Raw genomic sequence first — 15,329 nt, forward strand, 5'->3', positions numbered from 1 at the left:
ATGCGGTACTGAATGGATCATATTCGCAACTTTTCGATCATTGCGCACATCGACCACGGCAAGTCGACGCTCGCGGACCGCATCATCCAACTGTGCGGCGGGCTCTCGGACCGTGAAATGGAAGCGCAGGTGCTCGACTCGATGGACCTCGAACGCGAGCGCGGCATCACGATCAAGGCACAGACCGCAGCGCTCAGCTACAAGGCGCGCGACGGCAAGGTATATAACCTCAATCTGATCGATACCCCCGGACACGTCGACTTTTCCTACGAAGTCAGCCGTTCGCTGTCGGCGTGCGAAGGCGCGCTGCTGGTGGTCGATGCATCGCAGGGCGTGGAAGCGCAGACGGTGGCCAACTGCTACACGGCGATCGAACTCGGCGTGGAAGTAGTGCCGGTGTTGAACAAGATCGACCTGCCGGCGGCCAATCCGGAAAACGCGATTACCGAAATCGAAGACGTAATCGGTATCGATGCGACCGACGCCGTGCATTGCTCCGCGAAAACGGGGTTGGGCGTCGCGGACGTGCTGGAATCGCTGATTGCGAAAGTGCCGCCGCCGAAGGGCGATCCGGACGCGCCGGTGCAAGGGCTGATTATCGACTCGTGGTTCGATAACTACGTTGGCGTGGTCATGCTGGTGCGTATCGTCAACGGCACGCTCAAGCCGAAGGACAAGATCAAGATGATGGCGACCGGCGCAATGTACCCGGTCGAGCATCTCGGCGTGTTCGCGCCGAAATCCACCAATCTGCCGGAGTTGTCGGCGGGGCAGGTGGGCTTCGTGATCGCGGGCATCAAGGAACTGACGGCCGCCAAAGTGGGCGATACCGTCACCGTCGCGAGCCGTCCGGCCGAAGCGCCGCTGCCGGGCTTCAAGGAAGTGAAGCCGCAGGTGTTCGCGGGGCTGTATCCGGTCGAAGCGAATCAGTACGATGCGCTGCGTGAATCGCTCGAAAAGCTCAAGCTGAACGACGCTTCGCTGCAATTCGAGCCGGAAGTATCGCAGGCGCTCGGCTTTGGTTTCCGATGCGGCTTTCTGGGCCTCTTGCACATGGAAATCGTGCAGGAACGGCTGGAACGCGAATTCGACATGGACCTCATCACCACCGCGCCGACGGTGATCTATGAGGTCGTGCAGCGCGACGGCACCACGATCATGGTCGAGAATCCGGCGAAGATGCCGGAGCCGCAGAAAATCGAGGAAGTGCGCGAACCGATCGTCACCGTGAACCTGTATATGCCGCAGGAATATGTCGGCTCGGTCATCACGCTGTGTACGAACAAGCGCGGCTCGCAGATCAACATGCAGTATCACGGCCGCCAGGTGCAGCTCACGTACGAAATCCCGATGGCGGAAATCGTGCTCGACTTCTTCGATCGCCTCAAGTCCACGTCGCGCGGTTATGCGTCGATGGACTACGAGTTCAAGGAGTATCGCGCGGCGGATGTCGTGAAGGTGGACATGCTCATCAACGGCGACAAGGTCGATGCGCTCTCCGTGATCGTCCACCGTTCGCAGAGCCAGCATCGCGGTCGCGAAGTGGCGGCGAAGATGCGCGAACTGATCCCGCGTCAGATGTACGACGTGGCGATTCAGGCGACCATCGGCTCGAACATCATCGCGCGCGAGAACATCAAGGCGCTGCGCAAGAACGTGCTGGCCAAGTGCTACGGCGGCGATATCTCGCGTAAGAAGAAGCTGCTCGAAAAGCAGAAGGCGGGTAAGAAGCGCATGAAGCAGGTCGGCTCCGTCGAGATTCCGCAAGAGGCTTTCCTCGCCATCCTGCGCGTGGACGACTAACCCTCGCAGCGCCAAAACAAATACCGATAACAACCGGAAGCGATTGATGAATTTCGCATTGATACTCCTGATCCTCGTCGTCGTGACGGGTATCGCATGGGTGCTGGACAAGCTGGTATCCGCGCCACAACGCCGCCGCGCGGCCGACGAAGCAGTCGCCGAATTCGACCGTCAGCAGCAACGCGTAGACGAGCGCTTCGCCGATGAAAACGCCGATCAGACGCGCGCCCGTCTGCATGACGACAAGCTGCGTCAGCCGTGGTGGCTCGAATACACGGCGAGCTTTTTCCCGGTGATTCTCGCGGTGTTCGTGGTGCGTTCGTTCGTGGTCGAGCCGTTCAAGATTCCGTCCGGATCGATGGTGCCGACGCTCCTGGTTGGCGACTTCATCCTCGTGAACAAATACGACTATGGTCTGCGCCTGCCGATCATCAATAACAAGATCACGCAGGGCCGTCCGCTGCAACGGGGTGACGTGGTGGTGTTCCGTTATCCGAAAGACGAGTCGGTGGATTACATCAAGCGCGTGATCGGCCTGCCGGGCGATACCGTCGCTTATGAAGACAAGAAGCTCACCATCAACGGCAAGCCGGTACCCGAAGTCGCGCAACCGGACTTCTTCGATGAAGAGCGCGTGGGTTACGCCAAGCAGTTCACCGAAGACCTCGACGGCCGCAAGAACAACATCCTGAACAACCCGCAAGTGCCGCCGTTCGTGATCGGCGCGGACGATTTCCCATTCCGCGACAACTGCAACTACAACGCACAAGGCGTGGTCTGCAAGGTGCCGCCCGGCAACTATTTCATGATGGGCGACAACCGCGACAACAGCGCCGACAGCCGCTATTGGGGCTTCGTGCCGGACAAGAATATCGTTGGACGTGCGTTCTTTATCTGGATGAACTTCAGCAATCTGAAGCGCATCGGCTCGTTCGAATAAATACGGCGCGCGTCTGCATGAAAGCAGGCGCGTGTTGTTTCGAAACGGCGTGAAGAAGCGCGGCTAACACCATCTCGCCACGCGTTTTCCGGTCCCGGCCGGCGGAATCGTCCGCCTGTCTGCCCGCGTTATACTCTCGAAATGCCATCTTCTCCGTTGGAAAGCCGGCTGCGGTACGAATTTCGCAATGCGGAATTGCTGCGCCAGGCGATGACCCACCGCAGTCACAGCGCCACGCACAATGAACGGCTCGAATTTCTCGGCGATTCCGTTCTAAATTGCGTGGTGGCTGCGCTTTTGTTCCAACGATTCGGCAAACTCGACGAAGGCGATCTTTCTCGCGTCCGCGCGAATCTGGTCAAACAGCAGTCGCTTTACGAAATTGCGCAGGCGCTGAACGTGTCCGAAGGGCTGCGTCTGGGCGAAGGCGAGTTGCGCAGCGGCGGTTTCCGCCGTCCGTCGATCCTCGCGGATACGCTCGAAGCCATTTTCGGCGCGATCTTTCTCGACGGCGGTTTCGACGCCGCGCATACCGTCATCAAGCGGCTCTACACGCCGGTGCTCGATCACATCGATCCGCGCACCATCGGCAAGGACGCCAAGACGCTGCTTCAGGAATATCTGCAAGGGCACAAGATTGCGCTGCCGACTTATACGGTCGTGGCCACGCACGGCGCTGCGCACAATCAGCAATTCGAAGTCGAATGCACCGTGCCCAAGCTCGACGTGAAGGTGTCCGGTTCGGGCGCGAGCCGTCGCGCAGCGGAACAGGCTGCGGCGAAGAAAGCGCTCGATGAAGTCGTAGCCGCAGCGCCGACGCTCGGCGTCAAGCCGAAGCGCAAGAGTTCGCGCGCGGCCAAGCAGAACGAACTCGAAACCGTGCCGGGCGTGATGGGCGTTCAGGCTGCGCTCGATCTGCGTTCGCCGGATCGGCGGGAGCGTGAACGGGAGCGCGAGCGTCAGCATGCGGACGAGCAGCGCCCGACCACCGCGCCGCTGGCCGTGATTCGCGCGACGCACGTGGAGCCATCGGCGGGATCGTATGCTTCGGCGGATAAGCCGGAGCGTCAGGTGATCCATCGCCCGGAAAAGGCCGCGAAGACCGACGTCGCAGAAAAGCCGTCCGAAGACGCATCGACACAGAATACCGAAAGCCGCACCAGCGCGAGCGCGGATGTGCCCGCGAACCGTGTCGTCCGCGCGGCCGATGCCGGTCACTGACGTCGCGCACTGAAAGCCCATCACCGAAGCCGCGCCCGGCGCTCGCGCGCCCCACGAATTTCCGCAGTACACGAACATGACAAACGCTCCTGCTTCCTCCGATTTCCGCTGCGGCATGGTCGCCATCGTCGGCCGCCCCAACGTCGGTAAATCGACGCTGATGAACGCGCTCGTCGGCCAGAAGGTGAGCATCACCTCGCGCAAGGCGCAGACTACGCGCCATCGCATCACCGGTATCAATACGGTCGATAACGCCCAGTACATCTTCGTCGATACACCCGGCTTCCAGACCAAGCACAGTACCGCGCTGAACCGCTCGCTGAATCGCGCGGTGACGTCCACGCTCACGTCCGTCGATGCGATCCTGTTCGTGATCGAAGCTGGCCGCTTCGGTCCGGACGATCAGAAAGTGCTCGACCTGATTCCGACCGGCACGCCGACGCTGCTGATCGCCAACAAGCTCGACCGCGTGGGCGATAAAGCCACGCTGTTCCCGTTCATGCAGCAGATGGCCGCGCTGCGCGACTTTCGCGAAATCGTGCCGCTGTCGGCGCAGAACGCGGACGACATCAAGCGCTTGATGGCGATCGTCAAACCGTATCTGCCGGAAGGCGAACCGATCTACGGCGAGGACGATCTGACCGACCGCAGCGAGCGTTTCCTCGCCGCCGAAATCCTGCGCGAAAAAGTGTTCCGCTGGACCGGCGATGAGTTGCCGTACACGAGCACGGTGCTGATCGACAAGTTCGAGACCGAAGGGCGCCTGCGCCGCGTGTTCGCGACCATTCTCGTCGATCGCGATATGCACAAGGCCATGATCATCGGCCAGAAGGGCGCGAAGCTGAAACAGATCAGCACCGAAGCGCGGCTCGACATGGAGAAGCTGTTCGACGGTCCGGTGTATCTGGAGACTTTCGTCAAAGTGAAGAGCGGCTGGGCCGATAACGAAGCGGGCCTGCGCGCTTACGGCTACGAGTAATCACGCATCGAGCGGCTGAAAGCGACCATGAGCGACGGCGCTGACGAAGCGAGAACCCTCTCGCCCGACGACGACGATTTCGAAGCTCCGGCGCGGCCCGCGCCGAAGCGTCGGCGTGCCGCGTCTCCAACATCAAGCAGCGCCGACAGTCCGCCCAAAAAACCGCGCTCCGATTTCCGCATCAGCGAGCAGCCGGGCTTCGTGCTGCACAGTTATCCGTATCGCGAGACGAGTCTGATCATCGATGTGTTCTCGCGCGATCACGGGCGTATCGCGCTGGTGGCGAAGGGCGCGAAGCGGCCGCATTCCGCGTTGCGCGGCGTGTTGCAGACGTTTCAGCCGCTCGGCCTCTCTTGGTCGGGCAAAGGCGAAGTCCGCACGCTGACCAACGCCGAGTGGGTCGGCGGTATGTTGCCCCTGGCCGGCGATGCGCTCCTCAGCGGCTTCTACGTCAACGAACTGCTGGTCAAATTCTGCGCGCGTGAAGACGCGCATCCGGTTCTCTTCAATCATTACGTGCTGACGCTCTCGCGTCTCGCGCACGACGAACCCGCCGTGCAAGTGTTGCGCTCGTTCGAAACTGTGCTGCTGCGCGAAACCGGTTACGCGATGAACTTCACGCGCACCGTCACGCGTCAACCCGTCGTGCCGGAAAGCCGCTATGTGTTCGATCCGGACCGTGGCGTGCGTGAAGCATCGGACGACTTTCCTGCACAATGGCCTGTGATCGCCGGGCAGACGCTTATCGATATGGAACGCGACGATTACACGTCGCCGCAAACCTCGGTGCAAAGCAGAACGCTGATGCGCTTCCTGTTGAATTACCACCTGGGCGGCACGCCGCTCGCCACTCGTCAGATACTGATCGACCTGCAAAACCTATGAGCTTCTTTCTCACTTCGGCCGCGAGCGTGATCGATCTCGGCGTGAACATCGACCATGTGGCCACGCTGCGTAATGCGCGCGGCACGACTTATCCCGACCCGATCCGCGCGGCGCTCGCCGCCGAAGAAGCCGGCGCGGACGCGATCACGCTGCATCTGCGCGAAGATCGCCGCCATATCGTCGATGCCGACGTGCGCACGCTGCGGCCGCTGCTGAAAACGCGCATGAATCTGGAGTGCGCGGTGACGAAGGAAATGCTCGATATCGCGTGTGAAGTGCAGCCGCACGACGTTTGCCTCGTGCCGGAGAAGCGCTCGGAGTTGACGACGGAAGGCGGTCTCGATGTCGCCGGCCAGTTCGAAGCGGTCAAAGCCGCCTGCAAGCAATTAGCCGATGCAGGCGCGCGCGTATCGCTTTTCATCGATCCGGACGAAACGCAGATTCGCGCTGCGAAGGAAGCGGGCGCACCGGTGATCGAACTGCACACAGGCAGCTACGCCGAAGCGCACGACGAAGCCAGCCAGCAGCGCGAATTCGAACGCGTCGCGCGCAGCGTGGACTTCGGCAATTCGCTCGGGCTGAAGGTCAATGCGGGCCACGGTCTGCACTACACCAACGTGCAGCCGATCGCCGCGTTGCCGGGCATCGTCGAATTGAACATTGGGCACGCGATCGTCGCGCACGCGATTTTCGCGGGCTGGGACAACGCCGTGCGCGAGATGAAGGCGATCATGATCGCGTCGCGTCTCGCTGCGCGCAACGCATAAACGATCATGGCGATCTACGGAATCGGCACGGATCTCGTGCAGGTAAGCCGCGTCGCGGGCGTCATGGAGCGCACCAAAGGGCGCTTCGCGGAGAAAGTGCTCGGGCCGGACGAACTGCGCATCTATCACGCAAGGAAGGCGCGGTCTGAAGTGCGCGGCCTTGCGTTTCTCGCCACGCGATTTTCCGCGAAGGAAGCGTTCTCGAAAGCGATCGGCCTGGGCATGCGCTGGCCGATGACCTGGCGCGCCGTGCAGACACTCAACGAGCCGAGCGGCAAGCCAATCTGCGTGGCATCGGGCGAACTGAAGGAATGGCTCGATGCGCGGAACATCACCGCCAAGGTGACGGTCACAGACGAACGCGATTACGCGGTGTCCTTCGTGATCGCCGAAACGCCCGATTCCATCTCATCCACATAACGAAAACTGAATTGAATTCGCTCAAACGCACTCCCGGCCCCGTGATGTTCGATGTGGCCGGCACGACGCTCTCCGACGCGGATATCGACCGCCTGACGCATCCGATGGCCGGCGGCATCATCCTGTTCGCGAGGCATTTTCAGGACCGCGCGCAACTCGTCGCGCTGACCGATGCGATCCGCGCCGTGCGCGAAGATATTCTGATCGCGGTCGATCACGAAGGCGGGCGCGTGCAGCGTTTCCGCACCGATGGTTTCACCGTGCTGCCTGCGCCCGGCAAGCTCGGCGCGCTGTGGGACAAGGACGTGTTGCTGGCGACGAAGGTCGCGACCGCGTTCGGTTATGTGCTGGCGGCGGAACTGCGCGCGTGTGGTATCGACATGAGTTTTACGCCGGTGCTCGATCTGAACTACGGCCAGTCGCAGGTGATCGGCGATCGCGCCTTGCACAGCGATCCGCGCGTCGTGACGATGCTCGCCAAGAGCCTGAATCACGGTCTCGCGCTCGCGGGCATGATGAATTGTGGCAAGCACTTTCCGGGGCACGGTTTCGCATCGGCAGATTCGCACGTGGCGCTGCCGACCGACGATCGCACGCTCGACGAGATTCTCGACAACGATGTGCGTCCGTATGACTGGCTCGGCATGTCGCTGACATCGGTGATTCCGGCGCATGTGATCTACACACAAGTCGATGCCAAACCCGCGGGCTTTTCGCGCGTCTGGTTGCAGGACATTTTGCGCGGCAAGCTCGGTTTCAACGGCGCGATCTTCAGCGACGATCTGTCGATGGAAGCCGCGCGCGCAGGCGGCACGCTCACCGAAGCCGCGACCGCCGCGCTGACGGCCGGCTGCGATATGGTGCTGGTCTGCAATCAGCCGGAAGAGGCGGGCCGCGTGCTCGAGCAACTGCGCTATACGCCGACGAAGGAATCGGAACATCGTCTGAAACAGATGCGTCCGCGCGGCAAGGCGCTGCGATGGAGCAAGCTGCAAGCGCAGCCGGAGTATCTGGCGGCACGGGCGTTGATCAAAGAAACGCTGAGCTAAAGAAAAAAACGCCACGATATTTAATCGTGGCGTTTTTTTAGTGCATCCAAAAAAATCAGGACGATTCCAGCTTCATCCGCTGCAGCTTGTTATACAGCGTCTTCGGGCTGATGCCGAGCAGCGTCGCCGCACGATGCCGCGTGCCGCCGACCGCTTCGAGCGTCGCGCGAATCAGCATATCTTCCACATCCGCGAGCGCCGTACCGACCGTCACCTGGACGCTGCTGCCATTCAGCCCGCGCCCGCCGATGCCGCCTTGCTCATCCACTCGCAACGTTTCGATCGTCTCGCCCGACGCGTGATACGCGCGCCGTACGCGTTCGCGCAACTCGCGCACATTGCCCGGCCATTCGTTCATGATGCACTCGCGCAGAAACGCCGGACTGATGCGCTTCGGCGATCCGCTCGTAATCCCGGCGATGTGATTCTCGCGATTGAGTTCATCGACGAAGGTCTCGGCGATCAGCGCGATATCGTCGTCGCGTTCACGCAGCGGCGGCACCATGATCGACGAAGCCGACAGCCGCTGGAACAAGTCCTCGCGCAACGCGCCGCTCGCCACCGCTTCCCGCACCGGCGTCCGCGATGCCGCGATCAAACGGAAGTCCGTCATGATCCGGTTGCTACCGCCCACGCGCATAAAGGTTTGCGAATCGAGCGCGCGCAGCAGGGCTTCCTGTTGCGCGGCGGGCAGCGAATCGATCTGATCGAGGAACAGCGTGCCGCCGCCTGCCTGTTCGAGCAGACCCGGCTCGCGATTCTCCGCGCCCGCGTACGCGTTGCGCTCGTGGCCGAACAGAATGCTTTCCATCGAACGCTGCTGACCGTTGGCGACGTGATCGCGCGTGGCGGAGCAATCGAAGGTCACGAACGGGCCTTTGCGACGGCGGCTCAACTCGTGGATCGTGCGCGCGGCGATCTTCTTGCCCGTGCCCGGCTCGCCGCACAGCATCACGGCGGCTTCGGTCGGCGCGGTGTGCTCGATCAGATCGTAGACATGCTGCATCACCGAACTGCGGCCGAGCATTTCGCCGAAGTGACCGAGATCGCGCAGCGTGGTGCGCAGCGCCTGCACTTCCTCGGTCAATTCGTACGGGCGCGGAATGCGCGCCAGCAGGCTGCGCAGACGCGGAATGTTCACCGGCTTGAGCAGGTAATCCCAGATGCCGTGGCGCAAGCCTTCGATCGCGCTCTCGACCGTCGCATTACCGGTCATCACGATCACAGGCAGCGCGCCATCGGGCGGTTGCGAGGGAAGGCTGGGCAGCAGATCGAGACCGCTGCCATCGGGCAGGTTCAAATCGATCAGCACGACATCGGGAATGAAGCGCGTCAGCGCTGAGCGCGCTTCGGCGAGCGTCGTGGCGGTATCGACGGAAAAGCCATCGGCCGTCAGGATCGCGGAAAGGCCGGAAAGGCTATTGGGATCGTCTTCGACAATCAGTGCGTGTGGCATGGCAGACACAACTTATCAAATGGACTGTAATCCGCCTCCGCTGCACGCGTCGCCATCACGATCAGGCGGCGCATGGAACTCGGGCGCTCGTGGGCGGAACGACGACTGCATCGCGCACGGCTCGGCGCGTGAAGTCCCGCTGCGTGTGTTCTTCGTCCTGCGCTATCCGTTCGTTGTTGGTTGATTTTCGATGAAGCGGCTTGATGACGCGGTGTTGCTTTCGGCAAAACTTCAGCGCGGCCTGACGTATAGATCGTTGTTCACGGATTGCACGCCAGCCACGCTGCGCGCCACCGCAATGGCGCGCTGAATCTGATCGGTTGAATCGACATAGCCCGACAACTGTACGACGCCGCGATAGGTCGCCACGCTCATCGGCAGCGGCCTGAGCGCCGGATCGGCAGCCAGCGCCGACTTCACGCGTACGGCCAGTGACGCGTCGTCGTTCGCGGGCGCGCTCGCTGCGGCAGGCGTCTCCGGTGCCGACTTGCAGCCGCTGGTCGCCATGAAAATCGGCGTGGCCAGCACTGCAAGGACCCACAAACGGCTGACGGCCTTAGGCATGTTTCGCATGTCGACCCTGAAATTCACATCTCATAATTCGAGCAGAAATCGTGCCAGAAAGTCTATTTTTCCGATGAATGCCCAATGGATACGGCAGGATATAGCGGACCTTGCCCGCCGCGCCACTGTTGCATCGCTTTTAAACGGGGCCGTACCGGTAAAGTTTGCCTGAATTTGTCAAAAAATTCACGCAAAAGAAAAAGCGCCCGTGGATGGGCGCTTTTTTTGAATGCCGGGCGAAAGAAGCAGTAGGGCCGTCCTTCGCCGGAAAGACAACGCGTAAGGCTTACGCGCGGCTGCGGTATTCGTTGGTACGGGTATCGATTTCGATCTTGTCGCCGATGTTGCAGAACAGCGGCACTTGCAGTTCATAACCCGTGTTGAGCTTGGCGGTCTTGAGCACCTTGCCCGACGACGTATCGCCCTTGACAGCCGGTTCCGTGTAGACGATTTCGCGAACCAGCGTGGTCGGCAGTTCGACCGAGATGGCCTTTTCGTTGTAGAACACGACTTCGCACTGCATGCCGTCTTCGAGGTAGTTGAGCGCGTCGCCCATCATTTCGGCTTCGACTTCGAACTGGTTGTAGTCGGCGCCCATGAACACGTACATCGGGTCGGCGAAGTACGAATACGTCACTTCCTTGCGATCCAGAACGACGACGTCGAACTTGTCGTCGGCCTTGTAGACCGTTTCCATGCCGGCGTTGGTCAGCAGGTTCTTGAACTTCATCTTCACGACCGCCGCGTTACGGCCGGATTTGTTGTACTCGGCGCGCTGCACGACCATGGCATCGTTGCCGATCATGACGACGTTACCGACGCGAAGTTCTTGTGCGATCTTCATAAAACTCAGTCCTTACGAATGGATTTGGCTTTTTGGCCTGAAAACGAATCTGGAATCGGATGGCGGCTGCCTCGTATCTACTTCGTTGCCGCCATGCGAGAGTGCTGTCTTCGAGAGTCCGGATTCGATCGAATCGACGTTTTCCCTCGGATAACCGCTTATTTTAACTGAGTTTTTGCTTATTTGGCGAGGGCGCGGAGCTTTGCGCGCGCTCGGCTTACGAGCCGATGCGCGTATTCACATGCGCCACCAGATTGCCCGCCAGATCGCCGATTGCGGCGAGTTCCTGCGCCCACTGCGCCGCGCGCGCCTCCAATTCCCGCCGATGCACCCAGAACGCGGCCCAATCCGGCGTGCCCGCGCCGTTCCACGCGTGCCAGAACGCCCGCATCGCGTCGCGGGCGGGCGCTTGCAGACTTTGCGTGATGTGATCGAGCGCGGCGTCCAGCTTCGGCAGATGCGCGTCGTCGGCTTGCGGATAGATGTGCCAGACAAACGGTTTCATCGCCCATTGCGCGCGGACGAAGGAATCCTCGCCGCGCACGAAATTGATGTCGGCGGCCCACAGGAGTTCGTCGAAACGCGGCTGTTCGACGAAACCGAGCGCGTGCGCTTCCAGCGCGCCTGCCTTGGCGGACGTACCCGCCGCGAACTTTGGCACGCCGAAAAATCGTGCGATTGCGCCGGAAATGCGTCCTTCGGGCACGAGCAGCACGACGGGCGATGAACCGTCGCGCCATTGCGCGAGCAGCGCATCGACGGCAGGATTTTCGTACGCGAACAACGACACGACCGTTTTCGCCGCGTCCGGCCGTTCGATTCCCACGCGTTCACTCCACCACGCGTTTGCATCGAATTGCTGGCGGCGTGCATCGAGATCATGTTCCTTGATGACGCCGCCCGTGCCCGCGCCGATGCCGGGAAAAAAGAAGCTCTTGCTCAGCGGATAGCGCGGATGCGGCGATGGCCGCATATGGAAATCCGCGACCCAATCCTCGCCGCTCAGATATTCGAGGTTGATCCACACTGGCTCGCGCTCGCGGCGCGCCATCGCGGCGATATATGTATGCGGAATTTCGCACGCGAACGCTTCGATCACGACATCGGCGATATCGAGCGTGTCGCCAGCGTGCATCGGTTCGTGCCAGTGTTCGATCACGACGCCCGATGCTTCCTGACGCGCGAGGCTTGCATCGACTTCGGGACAGAGCGCGTGGAAAACCGTCAGATCGTCGACAAACAGGCGCACGCGCCAGCCGTGCCCGGCCTGCAATTGACGCGCGAGCCGCCAGCACACGCCGATATCGCCGAAATTATCGACGACCGCGCAGAAGATATCGCAGTCGAGTTCGCGGGCCAGATTGCCAACAGCGGTAAGCGTGGACATGGAAGGAGCCGACGGGCCGAATGTTCTAAACTCACGATTCTAAGACACCGCTTCAGACAACACGGCGCACCGTCCCCGCTGCATGACGACCACTCCCGAAACCGAATTCGATCCGAAAACGACGCTGCGGCAATTGCCGAATCTGCCCGGCGTGTATCGCTATTACGATGGCGATGGCAGCGTGCTGTACGTCGGCAAGGCGCGCAATTTGAAGAAGCGCGTGTCGAGCTATTTCACCAAGACGCTGCACTCACCGCGCATCGCGATGATGGTCACGCGCATCCGCAAGATCGAGACGACGGTGACGCGCTCAGAAGCGGAAGCGCTGCTGCTCGAAAACAACCTCATCAAGGCGCTCGCGCCGCGCTACAACATCCTTTTCCGCGACGACAAGTCGTATCCGTTTCTCAAGCTCACCGGCCACAAGTTTCCGCGCATGGCGTATTACCGTGGCGCGGTGGACAAGAAGAACCAGTACTTCGGGCCATTTCCGAGCGCGTGGGCGGTGCGCGAGAGCATCCAGATTTTGCAGCGGGTGTTCCAGTTGCGCACCTGCGAAGACTCGGTGTTCAACAATCGCACGCGGCCTTGCCTGCTGCATCAGATCGGGCGATGCACCGCGCCGTGCACCGGTCTTATCAACGAAGAGGATTACGCGCGCGATGTATCGAACGCATCGCGATTTCTGCTCGGGCGGCAGGGCGAAGTGATGAAGGAACTCGAACAGAAGATGCACGCGTTCGCCGCGGATCTGAAGTTCGAGCAGGCCGCGGCGGTGCGTAATCAGATGAGTTCGCTTTCGACCGTGCTGCATCAGCAGGCGATCGAAGTGGGCGGCGAGAGTGACGTGGATATCCTCGCGGTCGTCGCGCTCGGCGGCAAGGTCTGCGTGAATCTGGCAATGGTGCGCGGCGGCCGGCATCTCGGCGACAAGGCGTATTTCCCGACGCACGTGGAAAGCGCGGTATCGCTCGGCGATGAAGACGATTTGCCGGAGGTCGATGAAGAAGCGCTCGTCGATGTGTCCGCGTCGGTCGTGGCGAGCGACGTGGACGCGCCAACGGTCGAAGCATCGCTCGAAGCGGAAGTGCTGGAGGCGTTCATGGCGCAGCATTACATCGGCAATCGGATTCCGCCGGTGCTGGTGGTCAGTCACGCGCCCGCGAGCCGCGATTTGCTCGACTTGCTGATCGAACAAGCGGGGCACAAGGTCGCCATGCTGCGTCAGCCGCAAGGCCAGAAACGCGTCTGGCTTTCGATGGCCGAACAAAACGCGAAGCTCGCACTTGCGCGTCTGCTCTCCGAACAAGGCTCGCAGCAAGCCCGCACGCGCTCACTCGCCGATACGCTCAGCCTCGAAATGGACGATCTCGCGCAACTGCGCATCGAGTGCTTCGACATCAGCCATACGATGGGCGAGGCGACGCAGGCATCGTGCGTGGTGTATCACCATCACAAGATGCAGACGAGCGAGTATCGGCGCTACAACATCACCGGCATCACGCCCGGCGACGATTACGCCGCGATGCGCCAGGTCCTGACGCGCCGCTACGAAAAGATGGTCGCGCAGGCGGCGGCTAACGCCACGGAAGAAGCCACGCCGCCTGAATCGGAAGACGCTGCGGAACCGATCGCCGCGAGCGGCACGCTGCCGAATATCGTCTTGATCGATGGTGGCAAGGGACAGGTCGAAATCGCGCGTCAGGTGTTCTCGGAACTCGGGCTCGATCACGGCATGCTCGTCGGCGTGGCAAAAGGCGAGGGGCGCAAGGTCGGCCTCGAAACGCTGATCTTCGCCGATGGCCGCACCGCGCTCGAACTCGGCAAGGAAAGCGCCGCGCTGATGCTCGTCGCGCAGATTCGCGATGAGGCGCATCGCTTCGCCATCACCGGGATGCGGGCGAAACGCGCGAAGGCGCGGCAGACGTCGCGGCTTGAAGAACTCGAAGGCGTCGGCGCGAAAAGAAGACAGCGTTTGTTGTCGCGCTTCGGCGGATTGCGTGGCGTGCAGGCGGCGAGCGTCGAAGATCTGGCGAGCGTCGAAGGCATTTCGCTTGCGCTCGCGCAGCAGATTTATCGTCAGTTGCATTGAACCCGCGTGCCGTGCTGCGCGGTGTATCGCCTTGTGAGCGCCGGATCGACGCGGCACAATGGCGGCTCCCTTTCATGTTGCTCATTCGCTTTCGCTCATGCCGTTCAATTTACCGATCTTCTTGACGTGGCTGCGAATCGTGCTGATTCCGCTCGTCGTGGGCGTGTTCTATCTGCCGGACATGATGATGAGCACGGAGCACAAGAACCTGCTCGCGATGGTCATCTTCGTGCTCGCCGCGCTCACCGATTGGTTCGACGGCTTTCTCGCGCGCAGATTGAATCAGACCTCCGCGTTCGGCGCGTTCCTCGATCCCGTCGCCGACAAGCTGATGGTCACCGCCGCCTTGCTCGTGCTCGTGCAGCTATCGCGGCTGAACGCGGTGCTCGCGCTGGTGATCGTCGGACGCGAAATCACCATTTCGGCGTTGCGTGAATGGATGGCGCAGATCGGCGCATCGAAGAGTGTGGCGGTGAATCAGCTCGGCAAGTTCAAGACCGTCTGTCAGATGGTCGCCATTCCGATGCTGCTGTTCTACGGCCCGCTCAAGATCAACGGCATTCCCTACATGATCGACACGCGCGTGTGGGGCTTATGGCTTATCTACGTTGCCGCCGTCCTCACCGTCTGGTCGATGTTCTACTACATGAAGCTCGCGTGGCCGCAGATTCGCGAACGCGGCGGAATCCTGTGAAAGAACGAGTCTTGCGAAAACTTGCGTCAAACACGAAAAGATCGCGCGAAAAAGGGTTGACAGCGTTCTAAGGCTTCTACATAATCTCGTTTCTCTGATGCGCGACGCCTGACAGCAACACGACGGCGAAGCAAAAACAGAGGAAGTAGCAAGCAGGAAAACGCGGGAGTAGCTCAGTTGGTAGAGCGCAACCTTGCCAAGGTTGAGGTCGCGAGTTCGAGACTCGTC

14 protein-coding genes and 1 tRNA gene are annotated in these 15,329 nt (G+C 61.2%); 11 read left to right on the forward strand and 4 right to left on the reverse strand.

Annotated elements, in window-relative coordinates:
* Positions 1-12: 12 nt before the first annotated feature.
* The 8 genes from lepA to nagZ all read left to right on the forward strand — a co-directional run bounded on the left by lepA (position 13) and on the right by nagZ (position 8,064).
* A complete protein-coding gene (gene lepA, locus P7F28_RS08790) occupies positions 13-1,803 on the forward strand; it encodes a translation elongation factor 4 (RefSeq protein WP_277184120.1) in 1,791 nt (596 codons plus the stop codon).
* A 46-nt stretch (positions 1,804-1,849) separates the two neighbouring features.
* Entirely contained in the window at positions 1,850-2,743 is an 894-nt protein-coding gene (gene lepB, locus P7F28_RS08795; RefSeq protein ID WP_277184121.1) for a signal peptidase I, read from the forward strand.
* Between the two features lie 141 nt (positions 2,744-2,884).
* A complete protein-coding gene (gene rnc, locus P7F28_RS08800; protein WP_277184122.1) occupies positions 2,885-3,964 on the forward strand; it encodes a ribonuclease III in 1,080 nt (359 codons plus the stop codon).
* 115 nt (positions 3,965-4,079) lie between these two features.
* Positions 4,080-4,943, forward strand: a complete 864-nt coding sequence (gene era / locus P7F28_RS08805; protein WP_277184138.1) for a GTPase Era — start codon at positions 4,080-4,082, stop codon at positions 4,941-4,943.
* Positions 4,944-4,970: 27 nt separating this feature from the next.
* Positions 4,971-5,828, forward strand: a complete 858-nt coding sequence (recO, locus tag P7F28_RS08810) for a DNA repair protein RecO (RefSeq protein WP_277184123.1) — start codon at positions 4,971-4,973, stop codon at positions 5,826-5,828.
* Positions 5,825-6,595 carry a pyridoxine 5'-phosphate synthase gene (gene pdxJ, locus P7F28_RS08815; RefSeq protein ID WP_277184124.1) on the forward strand — a complete coding sequence of 257 codons (771 nt, stop codon included), beginning with the start codon at positions 5,825-5,827 and terminating at the stop codon, positions 6,593-6,595. The genes recO and pdxJ overlap by 4 nt, the downstream gene beginning before the upstream one ends.
* Positions 6,596-6,601: 6 nt before the next feature.
* On the forward strand, positions 6,602-7,015 hold the full coding sequence (acpS, locus tag P7F28_RS08820; RefSeq protein ID WP_277184125.1) for a holo-ACP synthase: 414 nt from the start codon (positions 6,602-6,604) through the stop codon (positions 7,013-7,015).
* A gap of 44 nt (positions 7,016-7,059) precedes the next feature.
* Positions 7,060-8,064 (forward strand): beta-N-acetylhexosaminidase, encoded by a 1,005-nt coding sequence (gene nagZ, locus P7F28_RS08825; RefSeq protein WP_277184139.1) that lies wholly within the window; start codon positions 7,060-7,062, stop codon positions 8,062-8,064.
* 55 nt (positions 8,065-8,119) lie between these two features.
* Here nagZ and P7F28_RS08830 read toward each other — a convergent pair whose 3' ends face one another.
* The 4 genes from P7F28_RS08830 to earP all read right to left on the reverse strand — a co-directional run bounded on the left by P7F28_RS08830 (position 8,120) and on the right by earP (position 12,315).
* The gene (locus tag P7F28_RS08830) at positions 8,120-9,520 is read right to left on the reverse strand and encodes a sigma-54 dependent transcriptional regulator (RefSeq protein WP_277184126.1); all 1,401 of its coding nucleotides are present in this window, start codon (positions 9,518-9,520) and stop codon (positions 8,120-8,122) included.
* A 231-nt stretch (positions 9,521-9,751) separates the two neighbouring features.
* Positions 9,752-10,084: a BON domain-containing protein gene (locus tag P7F28_RS08835; protein WP_306805833.1), complete on the reverse strand. Its 333-nt coding sequence runs from the start codon at positions 10,082-10,084 to the stop codon at positions 9,752-9,754.
* Positions 10,085-10,370: 286 nt separating this feature from the next.
* A complete protein-coding gene (gene efp, locus P7F28_RS08840) occupies positions 10,371-10,928 on the reverse strand; it encodes an elongation factor P (RefSeq protein ID WP_277184128.1) in 558 nt (185 codons plus the stop codon).
* Positions 10,929-11,145: 217 nt separating this feature from the next.
* Positions 11,146-12,315 (reverse strand): elongation factor P maturation arginine rhamnosyltransferase EarP, encoded by a 1,170-nt coding sequence (gene earP, locus P7F28_RS08845; protein WP_277184129.1) that lies wholly within the window; start codon positions 12,313-12,315, stop codon positions 11,146-11,148.
* 82 nt (positions 12,316-12,397) lie between these two features.
* On the opposite strand from earP, the gene uvrC reads away from it, so the two are divergent.
* From uvrC to P7F28_RS08860, 3 genes are all read left to right on the forward strand, one after another.
* Positions 12,398-14,407, forward strand: coding sequence for an excinuclease ABC subunit UvrC (uvrC, locus tag P7F28_RS08850; RefSeq protein WP_277184130.1), 2,010 nt, complete (start codon positions 12,398-12,400; stop codon positions 14,405-14,407).
* A 97-nt stretch (positions 14,408-14,504) separates the two neighbouring features.
* Positions 14,505-15,101, forward strand: a complete 597-nt coding sequence (pgsA, locus tag P7F28_RS08855) for a CDP-diacylglycerol--glycerol-3-phosphate 3-phosphatidyltransferase (RefSeq protein ID WP_277183903.1) — start codon at positions 14,505-14,507, stop codon at positions 15,099-15,101.
* Positions 15,102-15,271: 170 nt separating this feature from the next.
* Positions 15,272-15,329, forward strand: a tRNA-Gly gene (locus tag P7F28_RS08860).

It is taken from the genome of Caballeronia sp. BR00000012568055, assembly GCF_029439455.1.
In the GTDB taxonomy this organism is placed as follows: Bacteria; Pseudomonadota; Gammaproteobacteria; order Burkholderiales; family Burkholderiaceae; genus Caballeronia.